This is a genomic window from Pseudomonas cichorii, from assembly GCF_015471405.1.
Classification (GTDB): domain Bacteria; phylum Pseudomonadota; class Gammaproteobacteria; order Pseudomonadales; family Pseudomonadaceae; genus Aquipseudomonas; species Aquipseudomonas serbiensis.
In genome coordinates this window covers 15,644-33,787 of sequence record NZ_BLVZ01000010.1, presented here as the reverse complement: position 1 = coordinate 33,787, position 18,144 = coordinate 15,644, and the positions used below count along the sequence as shown (strand labels likewise).

Genomic DNA, 18,144 nt, shown 5'->3' with positions numbered 1-18,144 from the left:
CTTCCATGGGAAGTTCGCGCATCATTGCTTGAGGCGTTGTTCCCGAAACATTCGCTCGTAGCGTCTGGAAGCGACTGCACTTTGTGAACTGGCCGTGAATTGTGCGCGCTGAAGGCGAGTGGTTACTCTGCGATCCGGCGTGTTTCAGGCCTCATGTCACCTGCGCTCGTTACGTTTCCAGCGTGCTCCGTTGTCACCGAACACCTCGTAGGACGGCCTCCCGTCCTCGTGAATTGCGCTGGTCAGGGCCGGTTGTCAACCGTTTGTCCGCTGTCCGGCCGCTTTTGGCGGCGTTCGCGACTATAGCAGCAATCATTAAGTGCTTCAAATCCATAAAAAATTGTTATGATTTGTCGCATGACGAATATTGCCCCCCCAACCCCCGGCGTTCAGCTGGTAGAGGTTGCCCCGGAACTTGCCGGTCAACGCATCGATAACTTTCTGATCACTTATCTCAAGGGTGTGCCCAAGACCTTGATTTACCGCATCTTGCGCAAAGGCGAAGTGCGTGTGAACAAGGGGCGGATCAAGCCCGAGTACAAGTTGCAGGCGGGCGACATCGTGCGCGTTCCGCCTGTGCGTGTGCCTGAGCGCGATGAGCCTGTGCCGGTCGCACAGGGTTTGTTGCAGCGCCTTGAGGCGGCCATTGTCTACGAGGACAAGGCCTTGATCGTGCTCAACAAGCCGGCAGGAATCGCCGTGCATGGCGGCAGCGGTCTGAGTTTCGGTGTCATCGAAGCCTTTCGCCAGTTGCGACCTGATGCCAAGGAGCTGGAGCTTGTACACCGGCTGGACCGGGATACCTCCGGTCTGTTGATGATCGCCAAGAAGCGCAGCATGTTGCGCCACCTGCATGCTGCCTTGCGCGGCGACGGTGTGGACAAGCGCTATATGGCGCTGGTTCGCGGGCACTGGGCGACGGCTCAGAAGCAGGTCAATGCGCCGCTGCTCAAGAGCAACCTGCGCTCCGGCGAGCGTATGGTCGAGGTCAATGACGAAGGCAAGGAGGCCCTGACGATTTTCAAGGTCCTGCGTCGCTTCGGTGATTTCGCGACCATGGTCGAGGCCAAGCCTGTAACGGGTCGTACCCACCAGATTCGTGTCCACACATTGCATGCCGGGCACTCGATTGCCGGCGATACCAAGTACGGCGATGAGGATTTCAGTCGCGAGATTCGAGAGTTGGGTGGCAAGCGCCTGTTCCTGCATGCCTATATGCTGACCGTGCCATTGCCTGACGGGGGCGAGTTGAAGTTGCAGGCCCCGGTCGATGAGATGTGGGCCAAGACTGTGGAGCGTTTGAGTGCGTCGTGACTATGATCTGTTGATTTTCGATTGGGACGGTACGTTGGCCGACTCGGTCGGTCGTATCGTCGAGGCCATGCGTACGGCGGCATTGAAAGGCGGGATGGAAGCCCGCGACGATCTGGCGATCAAGGGCATTATCGGCCTCGGGTTGCCAGAGGCGATTCGCACGCTGTACCCGCACATTACGCCCAGTGATCTGCTTGAATTCCGTCAGCGCTATGCCGACAGCTATATGGAAATGGACAAGGTGCCATCGCCTCTGTTTGCAGGTGTGCGCGAAGCCATTCAGGCGTTTCGCGATGAGGGTTATCGCATCGCTGTCGCCACGGGCAAGGCGCGTCGTGGTCTTGACCGTGTTCTGAAGTCCAATGACTGGCAGGACTATTTCGATATCACCCGGGCTGCCGACGAAACCGCCAGCAAGCCGGACCCGTTGATGTTGCATGAAATCATGGCCCATTGTGGTGTTGCGCCCGAGCGTTCGCTGATGGTGGGTGATTCATCCTTCGATCTGCTGATGGCGCGTAACGCTGGCATGGATTCGGTTGCGGTCGGCTACGGTGCGCAATCCCTGGATTCGTTGCGTGAGTATCAGCCGCGTCTGTCCATTGAGAGTTTTCCTGAATTGCGCACCTGGTTGGGTGAGCGTGGCGTTTAGTCTTCGCGGTTGGAGTGAGTGAAATATGTCTGACGAATGGAAAGCGCCTGCCTCGCAAAAAACGGATGACACCGTTGCTGGCAAGGAAGATGCAAAAAGCTGGAAGCTGTTGGAGAAAACCCTGCTGGCCGGTGTTCAGGAGCAGCGTCGTGCGCGCCGCTGGGGCATCTTTTTCAAGTTTCTGACCTTCGCCTATCTGTTCACCATGTTGCTGCTGTTCACGCCGCTCATGGATATGGAAAAGAGCGCTTCACGCGGGGCAAGCCACACCGCGTTGATCGAAGTGCAGGGCATGATTGCGGACAAGGAGTCGGCCAGTGCCGACAATATTGTCGGCAGCCTGCGCACCGCTTTCGAGGATGCCAAGACCAAGGGTGTGATCCTGCGTATCAATAGTCCTGGCGGCAGTCCTGTCCAGTCGGGCTATGTCTACGATGAAATCCGTCGCCTGCGTGCCGAGAAGCCGAATATCAAGGTGTACGCGGTCATCACCGATCTTGGTGCTTCGGGTGCCTATTACATTGCCAGCGCTGCTGACCAGATTTACGCCGACAAGGCCAGTCTGGTGGGCTCCATTGGTGTGACGGCTGCCGGTTTCGGTTTTGTCGGGATCATGGAGAAGCTGGGTGTGGATCGCCGGACCTATACCTCGGGCGAGCACAAGGCTTTCCTTGACCCGTTCCAGCCGCAGAAGGCTGACGAGACGCAGTTCTGGCAAAGCGTGCTGGACACGACGCATCGCCAGTTCATTGCCAGCGTCAAGCAGGGGCGCGGTGATCGCTTGAAGGATAAAGAGCATCCCGAGCTGTTCTCGGGGCTGGTCTGGACCGGTGAGCAGGCTGTTTCGCTGGGTCTGGTCGATGGTCTGGGCAGTGCGAGCTATGTGGCTCGTGAAGTGATCGGCGAGAAAGAGATCGTCGATTACACCATTCAGGAGTCGCCTTTTGACCGGTTCTCCAAAAAGCTGGGCGCCAGTATCGCGGAGCGGATTGCGATGTGGGCCGGTTTTAGCGGGCCAGTGTTGCGCTGATCTTTGATTGAGCAAACAACCCGACCATTGGTCGGGTTGTTTGTTTCTGGCTCAGGGAATAGTGATCCCTTCATTTATAAGCATGTCCACCAGACGAATCAGTGGCAGGCCGATCAGGCTTGTGGCGTCGCTGCCTTCGGTGCTGCGGAACAGGCTTACGCCAAGTCCTTCGGCCTTGAAGCTGCCGGCGCAGTCAAAAGGCTGCTCTGCATGCAGATAGCGCTCGATGCTGGCTTTGTCCAGGTTGCGCATGTGGACGCTGAATGGCACGTAGTCGACCTGGCAGTGGCCGGTCTTGCTGTTTAGCAGCGCCAGGCCGGTAAGGAAGGTGACGGTTGTGCCGCTGGCCGCTGACAGTTGTTCCAGGGCGCGCTCGAAGGTGTGGGGTTTGCCGAGAATCTGTCCGCCAAGCACGGCAACCTGATCGGAGCCGATGATCAGGTGGTCCGGATATTCGTGGGCAAGTGCCTGGGCTTTTTCCCGTGCAAGGCGCTGCACAAGGTCGATTGCGCTCTCGTCGGCATGGCGGCTTTCGTCGATATCGGGCGATTTGCAGGCAAATGGCAGGCGCAAACGGGCAAGCAGTTCGCGACGATAAGGTGAGCTGGAGGCGAGAAGCAGAGATGGCATACGGTTCTCCGTGGGCTGAGCGCCGATTCTAATGAGAGGTCGTAGTTGCGAACAGGCCTGAATTTCCTTTGACATGCCAAGGGGGCATCCCTAGAATGCTGCGCCTATGTTGAATGACCCGATTCCACCTCACGTTGACCCGCGCAAATTGGCTGATCGTGGCACTACCCTTCAAGGTGAAGTGCTGCTGGCCGATTTGGAGAGACTCTGCGACCCGCTTTCCGACAATGTCGGTACGGTGCAGGCTAAATTCGTTTTCGAGCGTGACGAGCGCCGGTCTGTGGTTATCCACAGTTCCATCGACGTCTCGGTCAAGATGGTTTGCCAGCGTTGTCTTGAGCTGGTCACCCTGCCGATCCACAGCGAGTGCAGTTACGCGGTGGTGAAGGAGGGTGCGAATACCCAGTCGTTACCGAAAGGTTATGACGTGCTGGAACTGGGCGAAGATCCATTGGATCTGCTGGCATTGATCGAGGAGGAGCTTTTGCTCGCCTTGCCGATTGTGCCTGCTCATCATCCGGAAGAATGCCAGCAACCGGCGGGTCTCGATGAGCCCGAACCGAGCGTGGACGAGGTAACGCGGTCCAACCCGTTCAGTGTATTGGCGCAGTTAAAGCGTGACCCAAACGTTTAGGAGTTAATCATTATGGCTGTTCAGCAGAACAAAAAATCCCGCTCTGCCCGTGACATGCGTCGTTCGCACGACGCTCTTGAGGCAAGCACTCTGTCCGTAGAAAAGACCACTGGTGAAGTTCACCTGCGTCACCACGTATCGCCAGAAGGCGTATACCGTGGCCGTAAAGTGATCGACAAGGGCGCTGACGAGTAATTTCTTGTCCGCTCCGATCATTGCGATCGACGCAATGGGCGGGGACTTCGGTCCCCGCAACATTGTTCAGGCAAGCCTCGCGTGCCTGACTGCTACGCCCTCGCTTCACCTGGCCCTTGTCGGCCAAGCTCCCTTACTTGAAGAACTGATTACCCGCCATCCTGGTGTGGATCGCTCGCGCCTGCATATTGTCCATGCAAGCGAAGTGGTCACCATGGACGAGCGTCCGTCCCAGGCGTTGCGCGGCAAGCCTGATTCTTCGATGCGTGTTGCCTTGGGGCTTGTGGCTGATGGTCAGGCTCAGGCCTGTGTCAGTGCGGGCAATACCGGTGCGTTGATGGCGTTGTCGCGCTTTGTGCTCAAGACCCTGCCGGGTATCGACAGGCCGGCGATGATTGCCGCCATTCCTACCCGCAACGGCTATTGCCAGTTGCTGGACCTGGGGGCCAACGTCGATTGCTCTGCCGAGGCTCTTTACCAGTTTGCGGTCATGGGGGCGGTCACGGCCGAGGCGCTTGGGGTTGTGAGCCCGAGGGTTGCCTTGCTCAATGTCGGCACCGAGGATATCAAGGGTAATCAGCAGGTGAAGCAGGCGGCCGCGTTGTTGCAGGCGGCCAAAGGGCTCAACTACATCGGTTTCGTCGAGGGCGATGGTTTGTACCGCGGCGAGGCGGATGTAGTGGTCTGTGACGGCTTTGTCGGCAATGTGCTGCTCAAGTCCAGCGAAGGGCTGGCGACCATGATTGCTGCACGAATGGATGAGCTGTTCAGGCGCAACCTGATGGCGAAGGCGGTCGGGGTTCTGGCAATGCCTCTGTTGAAGCGTCTGCAGGCTGAACTTGCGCCTGCAAGGCATAACGGTGCGAGTCTGTTGGGCTTGCAGGGGATTGTGGTCAAAAGTCATGGTTCGGCCAGTGCCCAAGGGTTCGAGAGTGCGATTCAGCGGGCGCTGATCGAGGTTCGGGAAAACCTGCCGCAACGCCTGCGCGGGCGGCTGGAAGTGTTACTGCAAAGCAGTGACTCCTGAAAATGTGACGCAATCGACTGGCCAGTCATCCAAACGTGCAGTCATGCAAATTTGAATTCCTGCGTTCGGCATTGCCGGACGCCTATTTTCGACGACAACAATTCAGGGGCCTGTTACATGTCTGCATCCCTCGCATTCGTCTTTCCGGGGCAAGGATCGCAATCGCTCGGCATGCTCGCCGAGCAGGGCGCACAGCATCCGTTGATCCTCGATACTTTTGAGCAGGCATCCGATGCTCTGGGCTATGACCTCTGGGCGTTGACCCAGCAAGGTCCGGTCGAGTCGCTTAACCAGACCGACAAGACCCAGCCTGCAATCCTGACGGCCTCCGTTGCCCTTTGGCATGTATGGCTGGCCGAGGGCGGTGCCGTTCCTGCGTTCGTCGCCGGTCATAGCCTGGGCGAATACAGTGCGCTGGTCGCTGCCCAGAGCCTCAGCCTTGCCGATGCGGTCAAGCTGGTCGAGCGCCGTGGCCAGTTGATGCAGGAAGCTGTTCCGGCCGGTCAGGGCGGTATGGCTGCAATCCTGGGTCTGGACGATGCCGATGTCATCGCGGCCTGCGCCGAAGCCGCTCAGGGTGAAGTGGTCAGCGCCGTGAACTTCAACTCGCCGGGCCAGGTGGTTATCGCGGGTGCCGCCGAGGCGGTGAAGCGTGCGATGGAGTTGTGCAAGGCCCGTGGCGCAAAACGTGCATTGCCATTGCCGGTCAGTGTGCCGTCCCATTGTGAGCTGATGCGTCCGGCAGCCGAGCGTTTTGCCGAGTCCATCGAAGCCATCGAGTGGCAGGCACCTGTCATCCCTCTGGTGCAGAATGTCAGTGCCGCTGCCGTGAATGATCTGGTCACGCTCAAGCGTGATCTGCTGGAGCAGTTGTACAAGCCGGTACGCTGGGTGGAATCCATCCAGAGCCTGGCAAGCCATGGTGCGACCCAGTTGGTGGAATGTGGGCCGGGCAAGGTGTTGGCTGGTCTGAACAAGCGTTGCGCCGAAGGCGTGATTACCTACAACCTGGATACCCCGGACGCCTTTGCCGCCGCACGCGCGGCACTGGCCTGATTAGGAGAAGCTTGCATGAGCCTGCAAGGTAAAGTTGCACTGGTGACTGGCGCCAGTCGTGGTATTGGTCAAGCCATTGCCCTGGAATTGGGGCGCAATGGCGCAGTCGTCGTGGGTACTGCGACCTCTGAGTCGGGTGCCGAGCGCATTTCTGCGACATTCAAGGAAAACGGCATCGAAGGCTTCGGCCTGGCGCTGGACGTTTGCAATGCCGAGTCCGTGGATTCGGTGCTGGCAACGATTCAGGAGCGTGTCGGTGCGCCGCTGATTCTGGTCAATAATGCCGGTATCACCCGCGATAACCTGATGATGCGCATGAAAGATGACGAGTGGCATGATGTCGTCAATACCAACCTGAACAGTCTGTTCCGCCTGTCCAAGGGCGTTCTGCGTGGCATGACCAAGGCTCGTTGGGGTCGTATCATCAGCATTGGCTCTGTTGTCGGTGCCATGGGCAACGCAGGTCAAGTAAACTATGCATCCGCCAAGGCGGGGCTTGAAGGTTTCAGTCGTGCGCTGGCTCGTGAAGTCGGTTCGCGTGCCGTTACCGTCAACTCGGTGGCACCAGGTTTCATCGATACAGACATGACGCGCGAGCTGCCTGAAGCTCAGCGTCAATCCCTGATCACCCAGATCCCGTTGGGACGTCTGGGTCAGGCTGAAGAGATTGCGCATGTTGTCGCTTTTCTTGCGTCCGAAGGCGCAGGTTACGTTACCGGAGCTACAATCCCGGTTAACGGCGGGATGTACATGAGCTAAAAGTGGATGTTCGTTTCAAAAAGTGTCATACGAGCTGTCTAAAATCCGTTGTAAAACTGCAATCTACAAATAGGCAAAGGGCGGGTGAGGTTCGGTGGAGGAGCGTTAAGCTTGAAATCAGCAAAACCTCTTCTATACACTTACCCTCTGGCCAGATGCCTGAACATTTCCACTAGGAGTTAAAACTAGGTATGAGCACCATCGAAGAGCGCGTCAAGAAAATCGTTGCCGAGCAACTTGGCGTCAAGGAAGAAGAAGTCGTTAACAACGCTTCCTTTGTTGAAGACCTGGGTGCTGACTCCCTGGACACCGTTGAGCTGGTAATGGCTCTGGAAGAGGAATTCGAGACCGAAATCCCTGACGAAGAAGCGGAAAAGATCACCACCGTTCAAGCTGCTATCGATTACGTCAACAGCCACCAGGGCTAAGACTTTGTAATCGTTGTTGCTGTGATGTGAAAACCGCACTGCTCTTACCGGCGTGCGGTTTTTTCTTTGAAAAAGCGATGTCTTGTCAATAATAGAGAAGGAGAGTCCTGTGTCGCGTAGACGCGTCGTGGTCACCGGGATGGGCATGCTTTCGCCATTGGGTAACGATGTACCCAGCAGTTGGCAAGGTATTCTGGCGGGCCGCAGTGGCATTGGCCTTATCGAGCACACGGACCTTTCGGCCTTCACCACCCGCTTCGGTGGTTCGGTCAAAGGCTTCAATGTCGAAGAATACCTGGCGCCGAAGGAAGCGCGTCGGCTCGATCTCTTTATTCAATACGGCCTGGCCGCCAGCTTTCAGGCTGTGCGCAATGCGGGTCTTGAGGTCACGGATGCCAACCGCGAACGCATTGGCGTTGCCATGGGGTCGGGTATCGGTGGTCTGACCAACATCGAAAACAGCAGTCGTCTGCTGCATGAGCAGGGGCCGGGGCGGATTTCTCCGTTTTTTGTACCGGGCTCGATCATCAATATGATTTCCGGATTCCTGTCCATCCATTTGGGGGCACAGGGTCCTAACTACGCCATTGCCACAGCCTGTACCACGGCTACGCACTGTATCGGCATGGCGGCGCGCAATATCGCTTACGACGAAGCTGACGTCATGATCGCCGGCGGCGCCGAAATGGCTGCCTGCGGTCTGGGCATGGGCGGTTTCGGTGCGGCGCGTGCATTGTCTACCCGCAACGACGACCCGGCGCGTGCCAGCCGTCCGTGGGACAAGGGGCGCGACGGTTTCGTCCTCTCCGATGGTGCGGGCGCACTGGTGCTCGAAGAGCTTGAGCACGCCAAGGCGCGTGGCGCGACCATCTATGCCGAGCTGGTCGGCTTCGGCATGAGTGGTGATGCCTATCACATGACTTCGCCACCCGATGACGGTGCCGGTGCTGCACGTTGTATCGTCAATGCGCTGCGCGATGCGAAGCTCAATACCGATCAGGTCCAGTACATCAATGCTCACGGTACTTCGACACCTGCTGGCGACCTGGCTGAAGCCTCGGCGATCAAGTCGGTGTTCGGTGATCACGCCTACAAGCTGGCAGTCAGCTCCACCAAGTCCATGACCGGTCACCTGTTGGGTGCTGCAGGCGCGGTCGAGGCGATTTTCAGTGTGCTGGCGATTGCCGATCAGGTCGCTCCTCCAACCATCAACCTGGATGAGCCGGACGAAGGCTGTGATCTGGACTTCGTGCCTCATGAGGCGCGTCGCATGCCGATCGATGTTGCAGTCTCCAACTCCTTCGGATTTGGCGGTACCAACGGCTCGCTGGTGTTCCGTCGGTTCAGCGAGTGATGCTCGCCTGGGTTGATGGCTGTCCCGAAGACTCTCTGCCCCTCAAGGACAGAGGTCTTGCCTATGGCGATGGTGTATTTGAAACCATCGCCGTCAGGAATGGCCAGCCGTTGCTCTTCGAGCGTCATTTGCAGCGTCTTGAAACATCCTGTAGTCGTTTGGCCATTCCAGCCGATCAGGCGCTGCTTCGTACTGAAATGACCCGCTTCGCTGCGCAACTGGGCGACGGGGTCATGAAGCTGATTCTGACCCGTGGCGATAGCCAGCGCGGTTATGCTCCAGCCGCTGATACCCGTTCGCGCCGCATTCTTCAGGGTGCTCCGGCGCCTGCTTATCCGCCAGCCCATGCCGAGCAGGGTGTACGTCTTTTTCCTTGCAAGACCCGACTGGCCGAGCAGCCGTTGCTGGCTGGCATCAAGCATCTGAATCGTCTGGAGCAAGTGCTGGCCCGTTCCGAGTGGCAAGACAGCGAGCATGCTGAAGGCCTGATGTGCGATACCTCCGGTCGCGTGATCGAGGGGGTCTACAGCAATCTGTTTCTGGTTCGCGAGGGTGGCTTGCTGACCGCTGACCTGAGTCGCTGTGGCGTGGCGGGCGTGATGCGTGCCGAGTTGCTGGATCAGGCACGAAATCAGGGTATTGCTGTCGATATCCGTGACCTGCACTTGTCCGACCTTGAACAGGCGGATGAGCTGTTTCTGTGCAATAGCGTTTATGGGGTGTGGCCGGTGCGTGGCTTTTCAAGGCTGAACTGGCCGGTTGGTCCGCTCACCCGTAAACTGCAAGACATTGCTCGAGCACTTCTGGATAACTGATTCGTGATCCGAAAAATACTGGTATTGCTGGAAATCGCTGTAGTCCTGGCAGGTCTGGCGCTGGGCTTTGCCTGGTGGCAGCAACGGGAAGCGTTGAGGCAACCTCTGAATGTCACCCAGGAACAACTGCTGGACGTACCTGTCGGCTCTTCACCGTCCCTGGTGTTGAATCGCCTGCAGGCCGACGGCGTGATCAAGGATGCCTTCTGGCTGCGTCTTTACTGGCGTTTCAATCTGGCCGAGCAGCCGCTGCACAGTGGCGAATATCGCATGACGCCGGGCATGGACGTACAGGCGCTGTTTGGTGTCTGGAAGCGCAAGGAAGTCGTGCAGTACAGCCTGACGCTGGTGGAAGGCTGGAACTTCCGGCAGGTACGCGCTGCATTGGCCAAACAGCCCAAACTTGAACAGACCCTGAGCGGATTGAGCGACAGCCAGTTGATGGCCAGGCTTGGACATTCCGATGTCTTCCCTGAAGGGCGTTTCTTTCCCGACACCTACCGCTATGTGCGCGGCATGACCGATGCCGAATTGCTCAAGCAGGCCTACAACCGTCTGGAAGACGTGCTGGAGGAGGAGTGGAGCAAGCGGGCGGCGGATTTGCCGTACAAGGACCCGTACCAGGCCTTGATCATGGCCTCGCTGGTTGAAAAGGAAACCGGCGTGCCTCGCGAGCGCGGTGAAATTGCCGGGGTGTTTGTCCGTCGCCTGGCGCTGGGCATGCTGCTGCAAACCGATCCGACAGTGATCTACGGCATGGGTGAGCGCTACAACGGCAAGCTGACCCGGGCCAACCTGAAAGAGGCGACGCCTTACAACACGTACGTCATTTCCGGCTTGCCGCCGACACCGATTGCTCTGGCCGGGCGAGAAGCCATTAATGCTGCCCTCAATCCCGTATCAGGCACCAGCCTGTACTTTGTAGCCAAAGGGGATGGCAGCCATGTGTTCTCCGACGACCTGGATGCCCACAACGCAGCGGTACGCGAATATCAGCTCAAGCGTCGTGCGGATTACCGATCCAGCCCGGCACCCATTCCGGTAGCACCTGCCGGGTCCGGTTCGACTTCCCCGGAGTCTCAACCTGCGGCTACGCCCGATGCACCGCCAACAGATTCGGCCTCGCAATGAAAATAACTAAGGATTGCCTGTGACTGGCTTGTTCATCACCCTTGAAGGCCCGGAAGGCGCCGGCAAAAGCACCAACCGTGATTATCTGGCAGCGCAATTGCGCGCCCAGGGTGTCGAGGTACTGCTGACCCGTGAACCCGGCGGCACGCCACTGGCCGAGCGTATTCGTGAGCTGCTGCTGGCACCCAGCGACGAAGCCATGTCTGCCGATACCGAGCTGTTGCTGGTATTCGCCGCCCGCGCCCAGCATCTGGCCGAAGTCATTCGCCCTGCACTGGCGCGTGGTGAGGTGGTCCTGTGTGACCGTTTCACGGATGCCACCTATGCCTATCAAGGCGGCGGACGCGGTTTGTCCCATGAGCGCATCGCGGCGCTGGAAACTTTTGTCCAGGGTGCCTTGCGTCCAGACCTGACGCTGGTGTTCGATTTGCCGGTTGAAGTGGGCCTGGCGCGTGCTGCCGCCCGCGGCCGACTGGACCGTTTCGAGCAGGAAGGCCGGGCGTTTTTTGATGCTGTGCGCAGTACCTATCTGGCGCGGGCACAAGCCGAGCCTGCCCGTTACCGTTTGGTGGATGCGGCGCAGACACTGGTTCAGGTTCAGTCGTCTCTGGATGCGTTGCTGCCCGAGTTGCTGGAGCGGCAACGTGGCTGAAGCCTACCCGTGGCAGACGTCTCTGTGGCAACAGATGGCCGGTCGTCCCCAGCACGCCCATGCCTACCTGTTGCATGGTCCTGTGGGGATCGGCAAGCGAGCGCTGGCCGAGCGTCTGATGCACACCTTGTTGTGCCAGCGCCCTGAAGGGCTCGATGCTTGCGGGCAGTGCAAGTCCTGTCTGTTGCTGGCGGCGGGTAGCCATCCTGATAATTACGTGCTGGAGCCTGAAGATGCAGACAAGCCCATCAAGGTCGATCAGGTTCGCGATCTGGTGAGTTTCGTCGTGCAGACCGCGCAGATGGGCGGGCGCAAGGTGGTGCTGATCGAGCCTGTCGAGGCGATGAACATCAACGCTGCCAACGCGCTGCTTAAAAGCCTTGAAGAACCTTCGGGCAATACTGTTCTGCTGTTGGTCAGCCACCAGCCCAGCCGGTTGCTGCCAACGATCAAAAGCCGTTGCGTGCAGCAGGCTTGCCCATTGCCCAGCGAGCAGGCCAGCCTGGAATGGCTGGCAACAGCCTTGCCGGACAGCACGGATGATGAGCGTCTGGAACTGCTGACCCTTGCTGCCGGTTCGCCTCTGGCTGCGGTTGCGCTTCAGGCTCAGGGCATCCGCGAGCAGCGGGCTCAGGTGGTGGATGGCGTTAAAAAGCTGCTCAAGCAGCAGCAATCGCCGACCCAGCTGGCGGAAGGCTGGAAGGACATTCCGCTGTTGCTGCTCTTCGACTGGTTCTGCGACTGGTCGCACCTGATCCTGCGCTACCAGTTGACCGAAGATGAAGACGGGCTTGGCTTGAGCGATATGCGCAAGGTCGTGCAGTATCTGGCGCAAAAGACGCCTCGTGCCAAGGTGCTGGAGATTCAGGACTGGGTACTGGCGCAGCGGCAGAAAGTCATGTCCAAGGCCAATCTCAATCGAGTGTTGTTGCTTGAAGCTTTGCTGGTGCAGTGGGCAGGCCTGCCTGGACAGGCGTAGACTCGCAGTCTTGGTAACCTTTGAGGAGTTGCAATGAGTTTGCCACCTAGTACGGGTCCACGGAACGGCATTCTGTCCCTGACCATCAAGGACAAGTCCGTGCTGTATGCGGCTTATATGCCTTTCATCAAGAATGGCGGCTTGTTCATTCCCACCAGCAAAAGCTACAAGCTGGGCGATGAGGTGTTCATGCTGCTCAATCTGATGGATGAGCCGGAGAAGGTTCCGGTGACCGGCAAGGTGACCTGGATCACTCCCAAGGGCGCGCAGGGCAACCGGGCTGCCGGTGTCGGCGTGCAATTCAACGACGGTGACAATACCGCTCGTAACCTGATCGAAACCTATCTGGTTGGTGCTCTCAAGTCCGACCGTCCCACTCATACGATGTAGTTGTCTCTTTACCCATGCTTGTAGATTCGCATTGTCACCTCGACCGCCTTGACCTCACCCAGCACGATGGCTCTCTGGACGCTGCCCTTGAAGCCGCGCGTGGCAGAGGTGTCGGGCATTTTCTGTGCATCGGTGTCAGTGCCGACAATGCCGGTGCCGTAAAGGCTCTGGCCGAGCGTTATGACGACGTGGACTGCTCGGTGGGTATTCACCCGCTGGATCTCAAGCCTGGCGAAGCGCCTGCCCTGGACTGGCTGCTGTCCGAGCTGAATCACCCGCGGGTGGTGGCGATTGGCGAAACGGGCCTTGATTATCACTATGAGCCCGAGGCCGCCGAGCTTCAGCAGGCCTCCTTTCGTCTGCACTTGCAGGCGGCCAGTGCCACGGGCAAACCTGTCATCGTCCATACCCGTGGGGCGCGTGCCGATACGCTGAACCTGTTGCGTGAAGCCGCCTTGCCCCAGGCTGGCGTGTTGCATTGCTTCACCGAAGACTGGGAAATGGCCAGGGCGGCCCTGGACCTGGGGTTCTATATTTCGCTGTCCGGCATCGTGACCTTCCGCAATGCCGATGCGCTGCGGGATGTGGCGCGACAGGTGCCGGCCGATCGCCTGCTGGTCGAGACCGATTCTCCCTATCTGGCGCCGATTCCTTATCGCGGCAAGCCAAATCTGCCGCAATACGTGCGTGAAGTGGCTGAGTTCCTGGCGATGTTGCGGGGCGAGCCCTACGAGCGTTTTGCCGAGCAGACCACCGAAAACTTTGCCCGGCTGTTTCCGTTGGCGCGTGTGCCGAAGCGCTGAAGCTCCTTAATTTCAGGCAAAAAAAACCCGGATTCTGGGGGGTGAAACCGGGTTAAGACCATTAGGAGTAAAACAAAGGTACGCTGTCCATCGGCACCTTTACCGGCCTGTCACTTGGGGGTGTATGACACGCCAGCGTTTTGAGTATTGATCAGGATTGTGGTGCGTCCAGTATAGGGTGTTCATTTTTTAAACAGTTTTGGAATACTAAACCGCTTATTGATTGCTCAATGAGCGGCTCTGCTGAGTGGATTTTTACCTCTTTACTGAAAGTCCCTGATTTGAAATGAAATACGCCGATAGGGCGATAATTCCGATGTTCTTGATTCCGGGCGCTGTCCGACGAGTCATTTCCTGTCCTGATTGCCTTCATTGCACTGCAAGGGTGGCTGAGTTTTCGAGGTTGTGAGTGGAGTTTTCCAATGGTTTCCTGCTGAGTCTTTCGCTGTGTCTGGACATCGGGCTGGCCAATATCGCGATGATCACGCTTTCAATGCAGCGAGGGTTTTCCAGGGGGCTGTGGCTGGGGTTGGGGACTTGCGTAGGGGATCTGGTGTACGCCGTTCTGGCCATGCTGGGCATGGCTGTCCTTCTGCAATATGAAGCGGTGCGCTATGTGCTCTGGCTGGGAGGTTCGGCGGTACTGGCTTACCTGTGCTTCAAAATGATGAAAAGTGCAGTTGGTGTCAGTGCCGGTATCGAAAGCGGGGGCGCACAGCTGGGTACTACGGCACCATCGTTGTTCTTTCGCGGCATTTTCCTGGCCATGTCTTCGCCCAGTGCGATTCTGTGGTTCGCGGCAGTTGGCGGGGCGCTGATTGCCCGGCAAGGCTCGGACCTGTCGAGTGCTTCGTCCTTTCTGGCAGGGTTTCTCGCGGCGGGCGTAGTCTGGTCGATTACCCTGTGCGCGCTGGCTCATCAGGGTGGGCGGCTCATGGGCGAGAAGATGCTGAAGTGGTCTTATATTGCCTCGGCGTTGATCTTTGCCTATTTCACTCTTTACGTTGTGATTACCGGCTACATGGAGTTCGTGGGGCGGCCTGCGCTTGAGTAGCCAGAAGGGTAATTGCGGCGTCAATTCATCCATATGCGGTGAGATGGTCGGATGATCCGTGCAATCTGGCGCCATTTGGGCATAATACGCGGCTTCGATTTTGATCCCTACAGATCTTCTTATGCAGAAAGAACCTCGTAAGATCCGTGAATTTCGCCGCCGTGAGCAGGAAATTCTCGACACCGCGCTAAAGCTGTTCCTTGAACAGGGTGAAGACAGTGTCACCGTCGAGATGATCGCGGATGCCGTAGGCATAGGCAAAGGCACGATCTACAAGCACTTCAAGTCCAAGGCCGAGATCTATCTGCGGCTGATGCTCGACTACGAGCGCGACTTGAACGAGCTGCTGCACTCTGCCGACGTCGACAAGGACAAGGAGGCGCTGTCGCGTGCCTACTTCGAGTTCCGCATGCGCGACCCGCAGCGTTATCGCCTCTTCGATCGTCTGGAAGAAAAAGTCGTCAAGGGCAATCAGGTTCCCGAACTGGTTGAAGAGCTGCACAAGATCCGCGCCTCGAACTTCGAGCATCTGACCTTGCTGATAAAAGGGCGGATTACCGAAGGCAAGCTTGAAGATGTGCCTCCGTATTACCACTACTGTGCTGCCTGGGCGCTGGTGCATGGCGCTGTGGCGCTGTATCACTCGCCGTTCTGGAGCAATGTGCTGGAAGATCAGGAAGGCTTTTTCCACTTCCTCATGGATATCGGCGTGCGCATGGGCAACAAGCGCAAGCGCGACAGCGATCCACTGCCGGATGCAAAACCGGACCTGTAGGGCTATTTCAAAGGTCTGATGGCTGGCTCCCACATTTGTAGGATTCATCGGCCTCTCGCGAATGAATTCGCTCCCACATTGATCCTCTCGCGTCTTGTTTGGCGCGGAAGCTGCATCCGACGACCATTCGCCGGTTTTCCGTCACCGGCATCTGGGAGGGTATGATGCGTAGCCTGGTTTTATTGCTGACGCTGTTGGCGTTGAGTGGTTGCATGAAAGTCAGTGATATGGGGGAGGGGGTTCGTGAGCAGTTCAGCGATGCGGGCCTGCTCGATCACAGTGAAACCCGTCGTCTGGGTAACTGGCGCGTTCAGCCGGACTCCTTCATCTATATCGCCCAGGGCGCTTTCGTGCCGCCTGGCCGTGCTTATCCGCGTCCCAATGTGGTCGCTGAAGAAACATTCAAAGGCTTTGTCGAATACTTCCCCATGGTCCGCCGTGCCCAGGCACCGATAGGTCTGGATGAGGCGATGACCGAAGCGCGCAGTGCCGGTGCGCACTACTTGCTCTACACGCGCTTTGCCAAGGCTGATGACCGTATCGGGACCTACGATGAATGGGCCGATCAGGAAGCCGTGGATCGCCTGGGTATCGACCGTGGCGTCATCCAGTTGATGCTGATCGAAACCAGTACTCGTTATCTGATAGACAGCGCCCGGATTCGCAGCCGTGGCGGATTGCTGACACTTTACGATACCAAGCCTGAAGATTTGCTTGGTCCGCCCCTTGAGGACTACGCTCGTATGTTGTTGGGTGTAGAGCGCTAGAGGCAAGACATGAGTGATTCAGGCAAGGCCAGCGATCTGCTTTCGCAGATCCCCGCAACCAGAGGGCTACCGCCTGTTCATTTGTGGAACCCTGATTTCTGTGGCGATATCGACATGCGTATCGCCCGGGACGGCACCTGGTACTACCTGGGCACGCCGATTGGCCGCAAGCCCATGGTCCGTCTGTTCTCCACCATCCTGCGTCGTGATGGCGATGATTATTTCCTCATCACTCCCGTGGAGAAGGTGGGCATCAAGGTCGATGATGCACCTTTCGTGGCGGTCGGCCTGCACGTGAGTGGTGAGGGTGAAGAGCAGATTCTGCGTTTTGTCACTCATGTCGAGGATGAAGTCGAGGCCGGGCCAGATCATCCGATTCGGGTCTTGATCGATCCTGTCACCCAAGAGCCCTCGCCTTATGTGCATGTGCGCAACAATCTTGAAGCGCTGATCCACCGTAATGTGTTTTATGAACTGGTCGAACTGGCGGTTTCGCGTCAGGTGGACGGCCAGAGCTGGCTGGGTGTATGGAGCCATGGCTCATTCTTCACTATTGGCCTGGAGCCCTGAGTCTGTCCCTTGCCTGCAGGGTTAATTGCCTGCTGGCATCGCGACAGTTAAAGTGCCGCTCCCTGTTTTGCCTGAGGTTTTTGCATGAGTCAGTCCTTTGATATCGCCGTGATCGGCGCCACCGGTACTGTCGGCGAAACCATCGTCCAGATTCTGGAAGAACGTGATTTTCCTGTCGCCAATCTGTATCTGCTGGCCAGTTCCGAATCGGCAGGGCATTCCGTGCCGTTCAGGGGCAAGAATGTTCGCGTGCGTGAAGTCGATGAGTTCGATTTCAGCAAGGTCCGGCTGGCGTTTTTCGCTGCCGGTCCAGCCGTCAGCCTGAGTTTCGCATCCCGTGCCATTGCCGCTGGTTGTTCGGTGGTGGATCTGTCCGGCGCTCTGCCTGCCAGCCAGGCGCCCCGACTGGTGCCTGAGGTCAATGGCTACTTGCTCGCCGCGAATGCCGGCCCCCATCTGGTCAGCAGCCCAAGCGCGTCGGCCACAGCGTTGGCGCTGGCGCTGGCACCGTTGCGCAGTGCTCTGGATATCGTGCGGGTCAATGTCACTGCCTGTCTTGCCGTATCCACGCTGGGTCGTGAAGGGGTTGCCGAACTGGCGCGCCAGACCACCGAATTGCTCAATGTCCGCCCTCTGGAAACACGCTTTTTCGATCGCCAGATGGCTTTCAACCTGTTGGCGCAAGTCGGCACGCCGGATGAGTCAGGCCATGTTCCGCTTGAAAGGCGGCTGGTCGATGAGCTTCGTGAGTTGCTGGTACTGCCTGCACTAAAGATTTCGGCCAGTTGTATTCAGGTGCCGGTGTTCTTTGGTGACAGCTTCAGTATCTCGGTACAGGCCGCAGGCCCGGTTGATATCGCACTGGTTAATGAATTACTTGAATCTGCACCGGGTATCGAGCTGGTCGACGCAGGCGATTACCCGACGCCGGTAGGCGATGCGGTAGGCCAGGACGTGGTTTATGTAGGGCGTGTTCGGGCGGGAATAGACGACCCGGAGCAACTTGATTTGTGGATTACTTCGGATAATGTTCGCAAAGGAGCCGCTTTGAATGCTGTGCAGGTTGGCGAATTGTTGATAAAAGGCTATGTGTAAAAGATACTTGGCAACAATTCGAAGAATATTTCTA

General features: G+C 57.9%; 22 protein-coding genes. 21 read left to right on the top strand and 1 reads right to left on the bottom strand.

The window, feature by feature from the left end:
- Positions 1-357 precede the first annotated feature (357 nt).
- The 3 genes from rluC to sppA are packed head-to-tail and all read left to right on the top strand — an operon-like array spanning position 358 to position 2,996.
- Positions 358-1,314: a 23S rRNA pseudouridine(955/2504/2580) synthase RluC gene (rluC, locus tag JL015_RS16765; RefSeq protein WP_200999746.1), complete on the top strand. Its 957-nt coding sequence runs from the start codon at positions 358-360 to the stop codon at positions 1,312-1,314.
- Complete coding sequence (locus JL015_RS16760) at positions 1,304-1,966, top strand: HAD-IA family hydrolase (RefSeq protein WP_201019253.1); 663 nt, start codon at positions 1,304-1,306, stop codon at positions 1,964-1,966. Before rluC ends, JL015_RS16760 begins: the two co-directional genes overlap by 11 nt.
- Before the next feature lie 25 nt (positions 1,967-1,991).
- Positions 1,992-2,996, top strand: a complete 1,005-nt coding sequence (sppA, locus tag JL015_RS16755) for a signal peptide peptidase SppA (protein ID WP_201019252.1) — start codon at positions 1,992-1,994, stop codon at positions 2,994-2,996.
- 51 nt (positions 2,997-3,047) lie between these two features.
- On the opposite strand, the gene JL015_RS16750 is transcribed toward sppA, so the two are convergent.
- Complete coding sequence (locus JL015_RS16750) at positions 3,048-3,626, bottom strand: Maf family protein (RefSeq protein WP_201019251.1); 579 nt, start codon at positions 3,624-3,626, stop codon at positions 3,048-3,050.
- 106 nt (positions 3,627-3,732) lie between these two features.
- Here JL015_RS16750 and JL015_RS16745 point away from each other — a divergent pair, with 106 nt between their 5' ends.
- The 18 genes from JL015_RS16745 (at position 3,733) to JL015_RS16660 (ending at position 18,110) form a co-directional block, all read left to right on the top strand.
- The gene (locus JL015_RS16745) at positions 3,733-4,260 is read left to right on the top strand and encodes a YceD family protein (protein ID WP_095067405.1); all 528 of its coding nucleotides are present in this window, start codon (positions 3,733-3,735) and stop codon (positions 4,258-4,260) included.
- Positions 4,261-4,272: 12 nt separating this feature from the next.
- Positions 4,273-4,455, top strand: a complete 183-nt coding sequence (rpmF, locus tag JL015_RS16740; RefSeq protein ID WP_003179396.1) for a 50S ribosomal protein L32 — start codon at positions 4,273-4,275, stop codon at positions 4,453-4,455.
- Between the two features lie 4 nt (positions 4,456-4,459).
- Positions 4,460-5,482, top strand: a complete 1,023-nt coding sequence (plsX, locus tag JL015_RS16735) for a phosphate acyltransferase PlsX (RefSeq protein WP_201019250.1) — start codon at positions 4,460-4,462, stop codon at positions 5,480-5,482.
- A gap of 117 nt (positions 5,483-5,599) precedes the next feature.
- A complete protein-coding gene (gene fabD / locus JL015_RS16730; protein WP_200999740.1) occupies positions 5,600-6,538 on the top strand; it encodes an ACP S-malonyltransferase in 939 nt (312 codons plus the stop codon).
- Between the two features lie 15 nt (positions 6,539-6,553).
- Positions 6,554-7,297, top strand: a complete 744-nt coding sequence (fabG, locus tag JL015_RS16725; protein ID WP_200999739.1) for a 3-oxoacyl-ACP reductase FabG — start codon at positions 6,554-6,556, stop codon at positions 7,295-7,297.
- A 191-nt stretch (positions 7,298-7,488) separates the two neighbouring features.
- Positions 7,489-7,725, top strand: coding sequence for an acyl carrier protein (gene acpP / locus JL015_RS16720; protein ID WP_200999738.1), 237 nt, complete (start codon positions 7,489-7,491; stop codon positions 7,723-7,725).
- Positions 7,726-7,834: 109 nt separating this feature from the next.
- Entirely contained in the window at positions 7,835-9,079 is a 1,245-nt protein-coding gene (fabF, locus tag JL015_RS16715) for a beta-ketoacyl-ACP synthase II (protein WP_201019249.1), read from the top strand.
- Positions 9,079-9,894 (top strand): aminodeoxychorismate lyase, encoded by an 816-nt coding sequence (gene pabC, locus JL015_RS16710; RefSeq protein WP_201019248.1) that lies wholly within the window; start codon positions 9,079-9,081, stop codon positions 9,892-9,894. Before fabF ends, pabC begins: the two co-directional genes overlap by 1 nt.
- A 3-nt stretch (positions 9,895-9,897) precedes the next feature.
- On the top strand, positions 9,898-11,025 hold the full coding sequence (mltG, locus tag JL015_RS16705; RefSeq protein WP_201019247.1) for an endolytic transglycosylase MltG: 1,128 nt from the start codon (positions 9,898-9,900) through the stop codon (positions 11,023-11,025).
- 19 nt (positions 11,026-11,044) lie between these two features.
- Positions 11,045-11,677 carry a dTMP kinase gene (gene tmk / locus JL015_RS16700; protein WP_201019246.1) on the top strand — a complete coding sequence of 211 codons (633 nt, stop codon included), beginning with the start codon at positions 11,045-11,047 and terminating at the stop codon, positions 11,675-11,677.
- Positions 11,670-12,656, top strand: a complete 987-nt coding sequence (locus tag JL015_RS16695; RefSeq protein WP_201019245.1) for a DNA polymerase III subunit delta' — start codon at positions 11,670-11,672, stop codon at positions 12,654-12,656. Before tmk ends, JL015_RS16695 begins: the two co-directional genes overlap by 8 nt.
- A gap of 33 nt (positions 12,657-12,689) precedes the next feature.
- A complete protein-coding gene (locus JL015_RS16690) occupies positions 12,690-13,046 on the top strand; it encodes a PilZ domain-containing protein (protein WP_122317574.1) in 357 nt (118 codons plus the stop codon).
- 14 nt (positions 13,047-13,060) lie between these two features.
- The gene (locus JL015_RS16685; protein ID WP_200999732.1) at positions 13,061-13,849 is read left to right on the top strand and encodes a TatD family hydrolase; all 789 of its coding nucleotides are present in this window, start codon (positions 13,061-13,063) and stop codon (positions 13,847-13,849) included.
- A 409-nt stretch (positions 13,850-14,258) separates the two neighbouring features.
- On the top strand, positions 14,259-14,903 hold the full coding sequence (locus JL015_RS16680) for a LysE family translocator (protein WP_201019244.1): 645 nt from the start codon (positions 14,259-14,261) through the stop codon (positions 14,901-14,903).
- A gap of 121 nt (positions 14,904-15,024) precedes the next feature.
- On the top strand, positions 15,025-15,678 hold the full coding sequence (locus JL015_RS16675; protein WP_200999730.1) for a TetR/AcrR family transcriptional regulator: 654 nt from the start codon (positions 15,025-15,027) through the stop codon (positions 15,676-15,678).
- 164 nt (positions 15,679-15,842) lie between these two features.
- Positions 15,843-16,445 (top strand): DUF4823 domain-containing protein, encoded by a 603-nt coding sequence (locus JL015_RS16670; protein ID WP_201019243.1) that lies wholly within the window; start codon positions 15,843-15,845, stop codon positions 16,443-16,445.
- Between the two features lie 9 nt (positions 16,446-16,454).
- On the top strand, positions 16,455-17,015 hold the full coding sequence (locus JL015_RS16665; protein ID WP_201019242.1) for a DUF1285 domain-containing protein: 561 nt from the start codon (positions 16,455-16,457) through the stop codon (positions 17,013-17,015).
- A gap of 84 nt (positions 17,016-17,099) precedes the next feature.
- Positions 17,100-18,110, top strand: coding sequence for an aspartate-semialdehyde dehydrogenase (locus JL015_RS16660; RefSeq protein WP_201019241.1), 1,011 nt, complete (start codon positions 17,100-17,102; stop codon positions 18,108-18,110).
- Positions 18,111-18,144 lie beyond the last annotated feature (34 nt).

Excerpts from the sequence above, each read along its gene's own strand:
- rluC (WP_200999746.1), top strand. The coding sequence starts at position 358 with ATGACGAATATTGCCCCCCCAACCCCCGGCGTTCAGCTGGTAGAGGTT.
- sppA (WP_201019252.1), top strand. The coding sequence starts at position 1,992 with ATGTCTGACGAATGGAAAGCGCCTGCCTCGCAAAAAACGGATGACACC.
- JL015_RS16750 (WP_201019251.1), bottom strand. The coding sequence starts at position 3,626 with ATGCCATCTCTGCTTCTCGCCTCCAGCTCACCTTATCGTCGCGAACTG.
- JL015_RS16745 (WP_095067405.1), top strand. The coding sequence starts at position 3,733 with ATGTTGAATGACCCGATTCCACCTCACGTTGACCCGCGCAAATTGGCT.
- rpmF (WP_003179396.1), top strand. The coding sequence starts at position 4,273 with ATGGCTGTTCAGCAGAACAAAAAATCCCGCTCTGCCCGTGACATGCGT.
- fabD (WP_200999740.1), top strand. The coding sequence starts at position 5,600 with ATGTCTGCATCCCTCGCATTCGTCTTTCCGGGGCAAGGATCGCAATCG.
- fabG (WP_200999739.1), top strand. The coding sequence starts at position 6,554 with ATGAGCCTGCAAGGTAAAGTTGCACTGGTGACTGGCGCCAGTCGTGGT.
- acpP (WP_200999738.1), top strand. The coding sequence starts at position 7,489 with ATGAGCACCATCGAAGAGCGCGTCAAGAAAATCGTTGCCGAGCAACTT.
- pabC (WP_201019248.1), top strand. The coding sequence starts at position 9,079 with ATGCTCGCCTGGGTTGATGGCTGTCCCGAAGACTCTCTGCCCCTCAAG.
- JL015_RS16690 (WP_122317574.1), top strand. The coding sequence starts at position 12,690 with ATGAGTTTGCCACCTAGTACGGGTCCACGGAACGGCATTCTGTCCCTG.
- JL015_RS16685 (WP_200999732.1), top strand. The coding sequence starts at position 13,061 with ATGCTTGTAGATTCGCATTGTCACCTCGACCGCCTTGACCTCACCCAG.
- JL015_RS16675 (WP_200999730.1), top strand. The coding sequence starts at position 15,025 with ATGCAGAAAGAACCTCGTAAGATCCGTGAATTTCGCCGCCGTGAGCAG.
- JL015_RS16670 (WP_201019243.1), top strand. The coding sequence starts at position 15,843 with ATGCGTAGCCTGGTTTTATTGCTGACGCTGTTGGCGTTGAGTGGTTGC.
- JL015_RS16665 (WP_201019242.1), top strand. The coding sequence starts at position 16,455 with ATGAGTGATTCAGGCAAGGCCAGCGATCTGCTTTCGCAGATCCCCGCA.
- JL015_RS16660 (WP_201019241.1), top strand. The coding sequence starts at position 17,100 with ATGAGTCAGTCCTTTGATATCGCCGTGATCGGCGCCACCGGTACTGTC.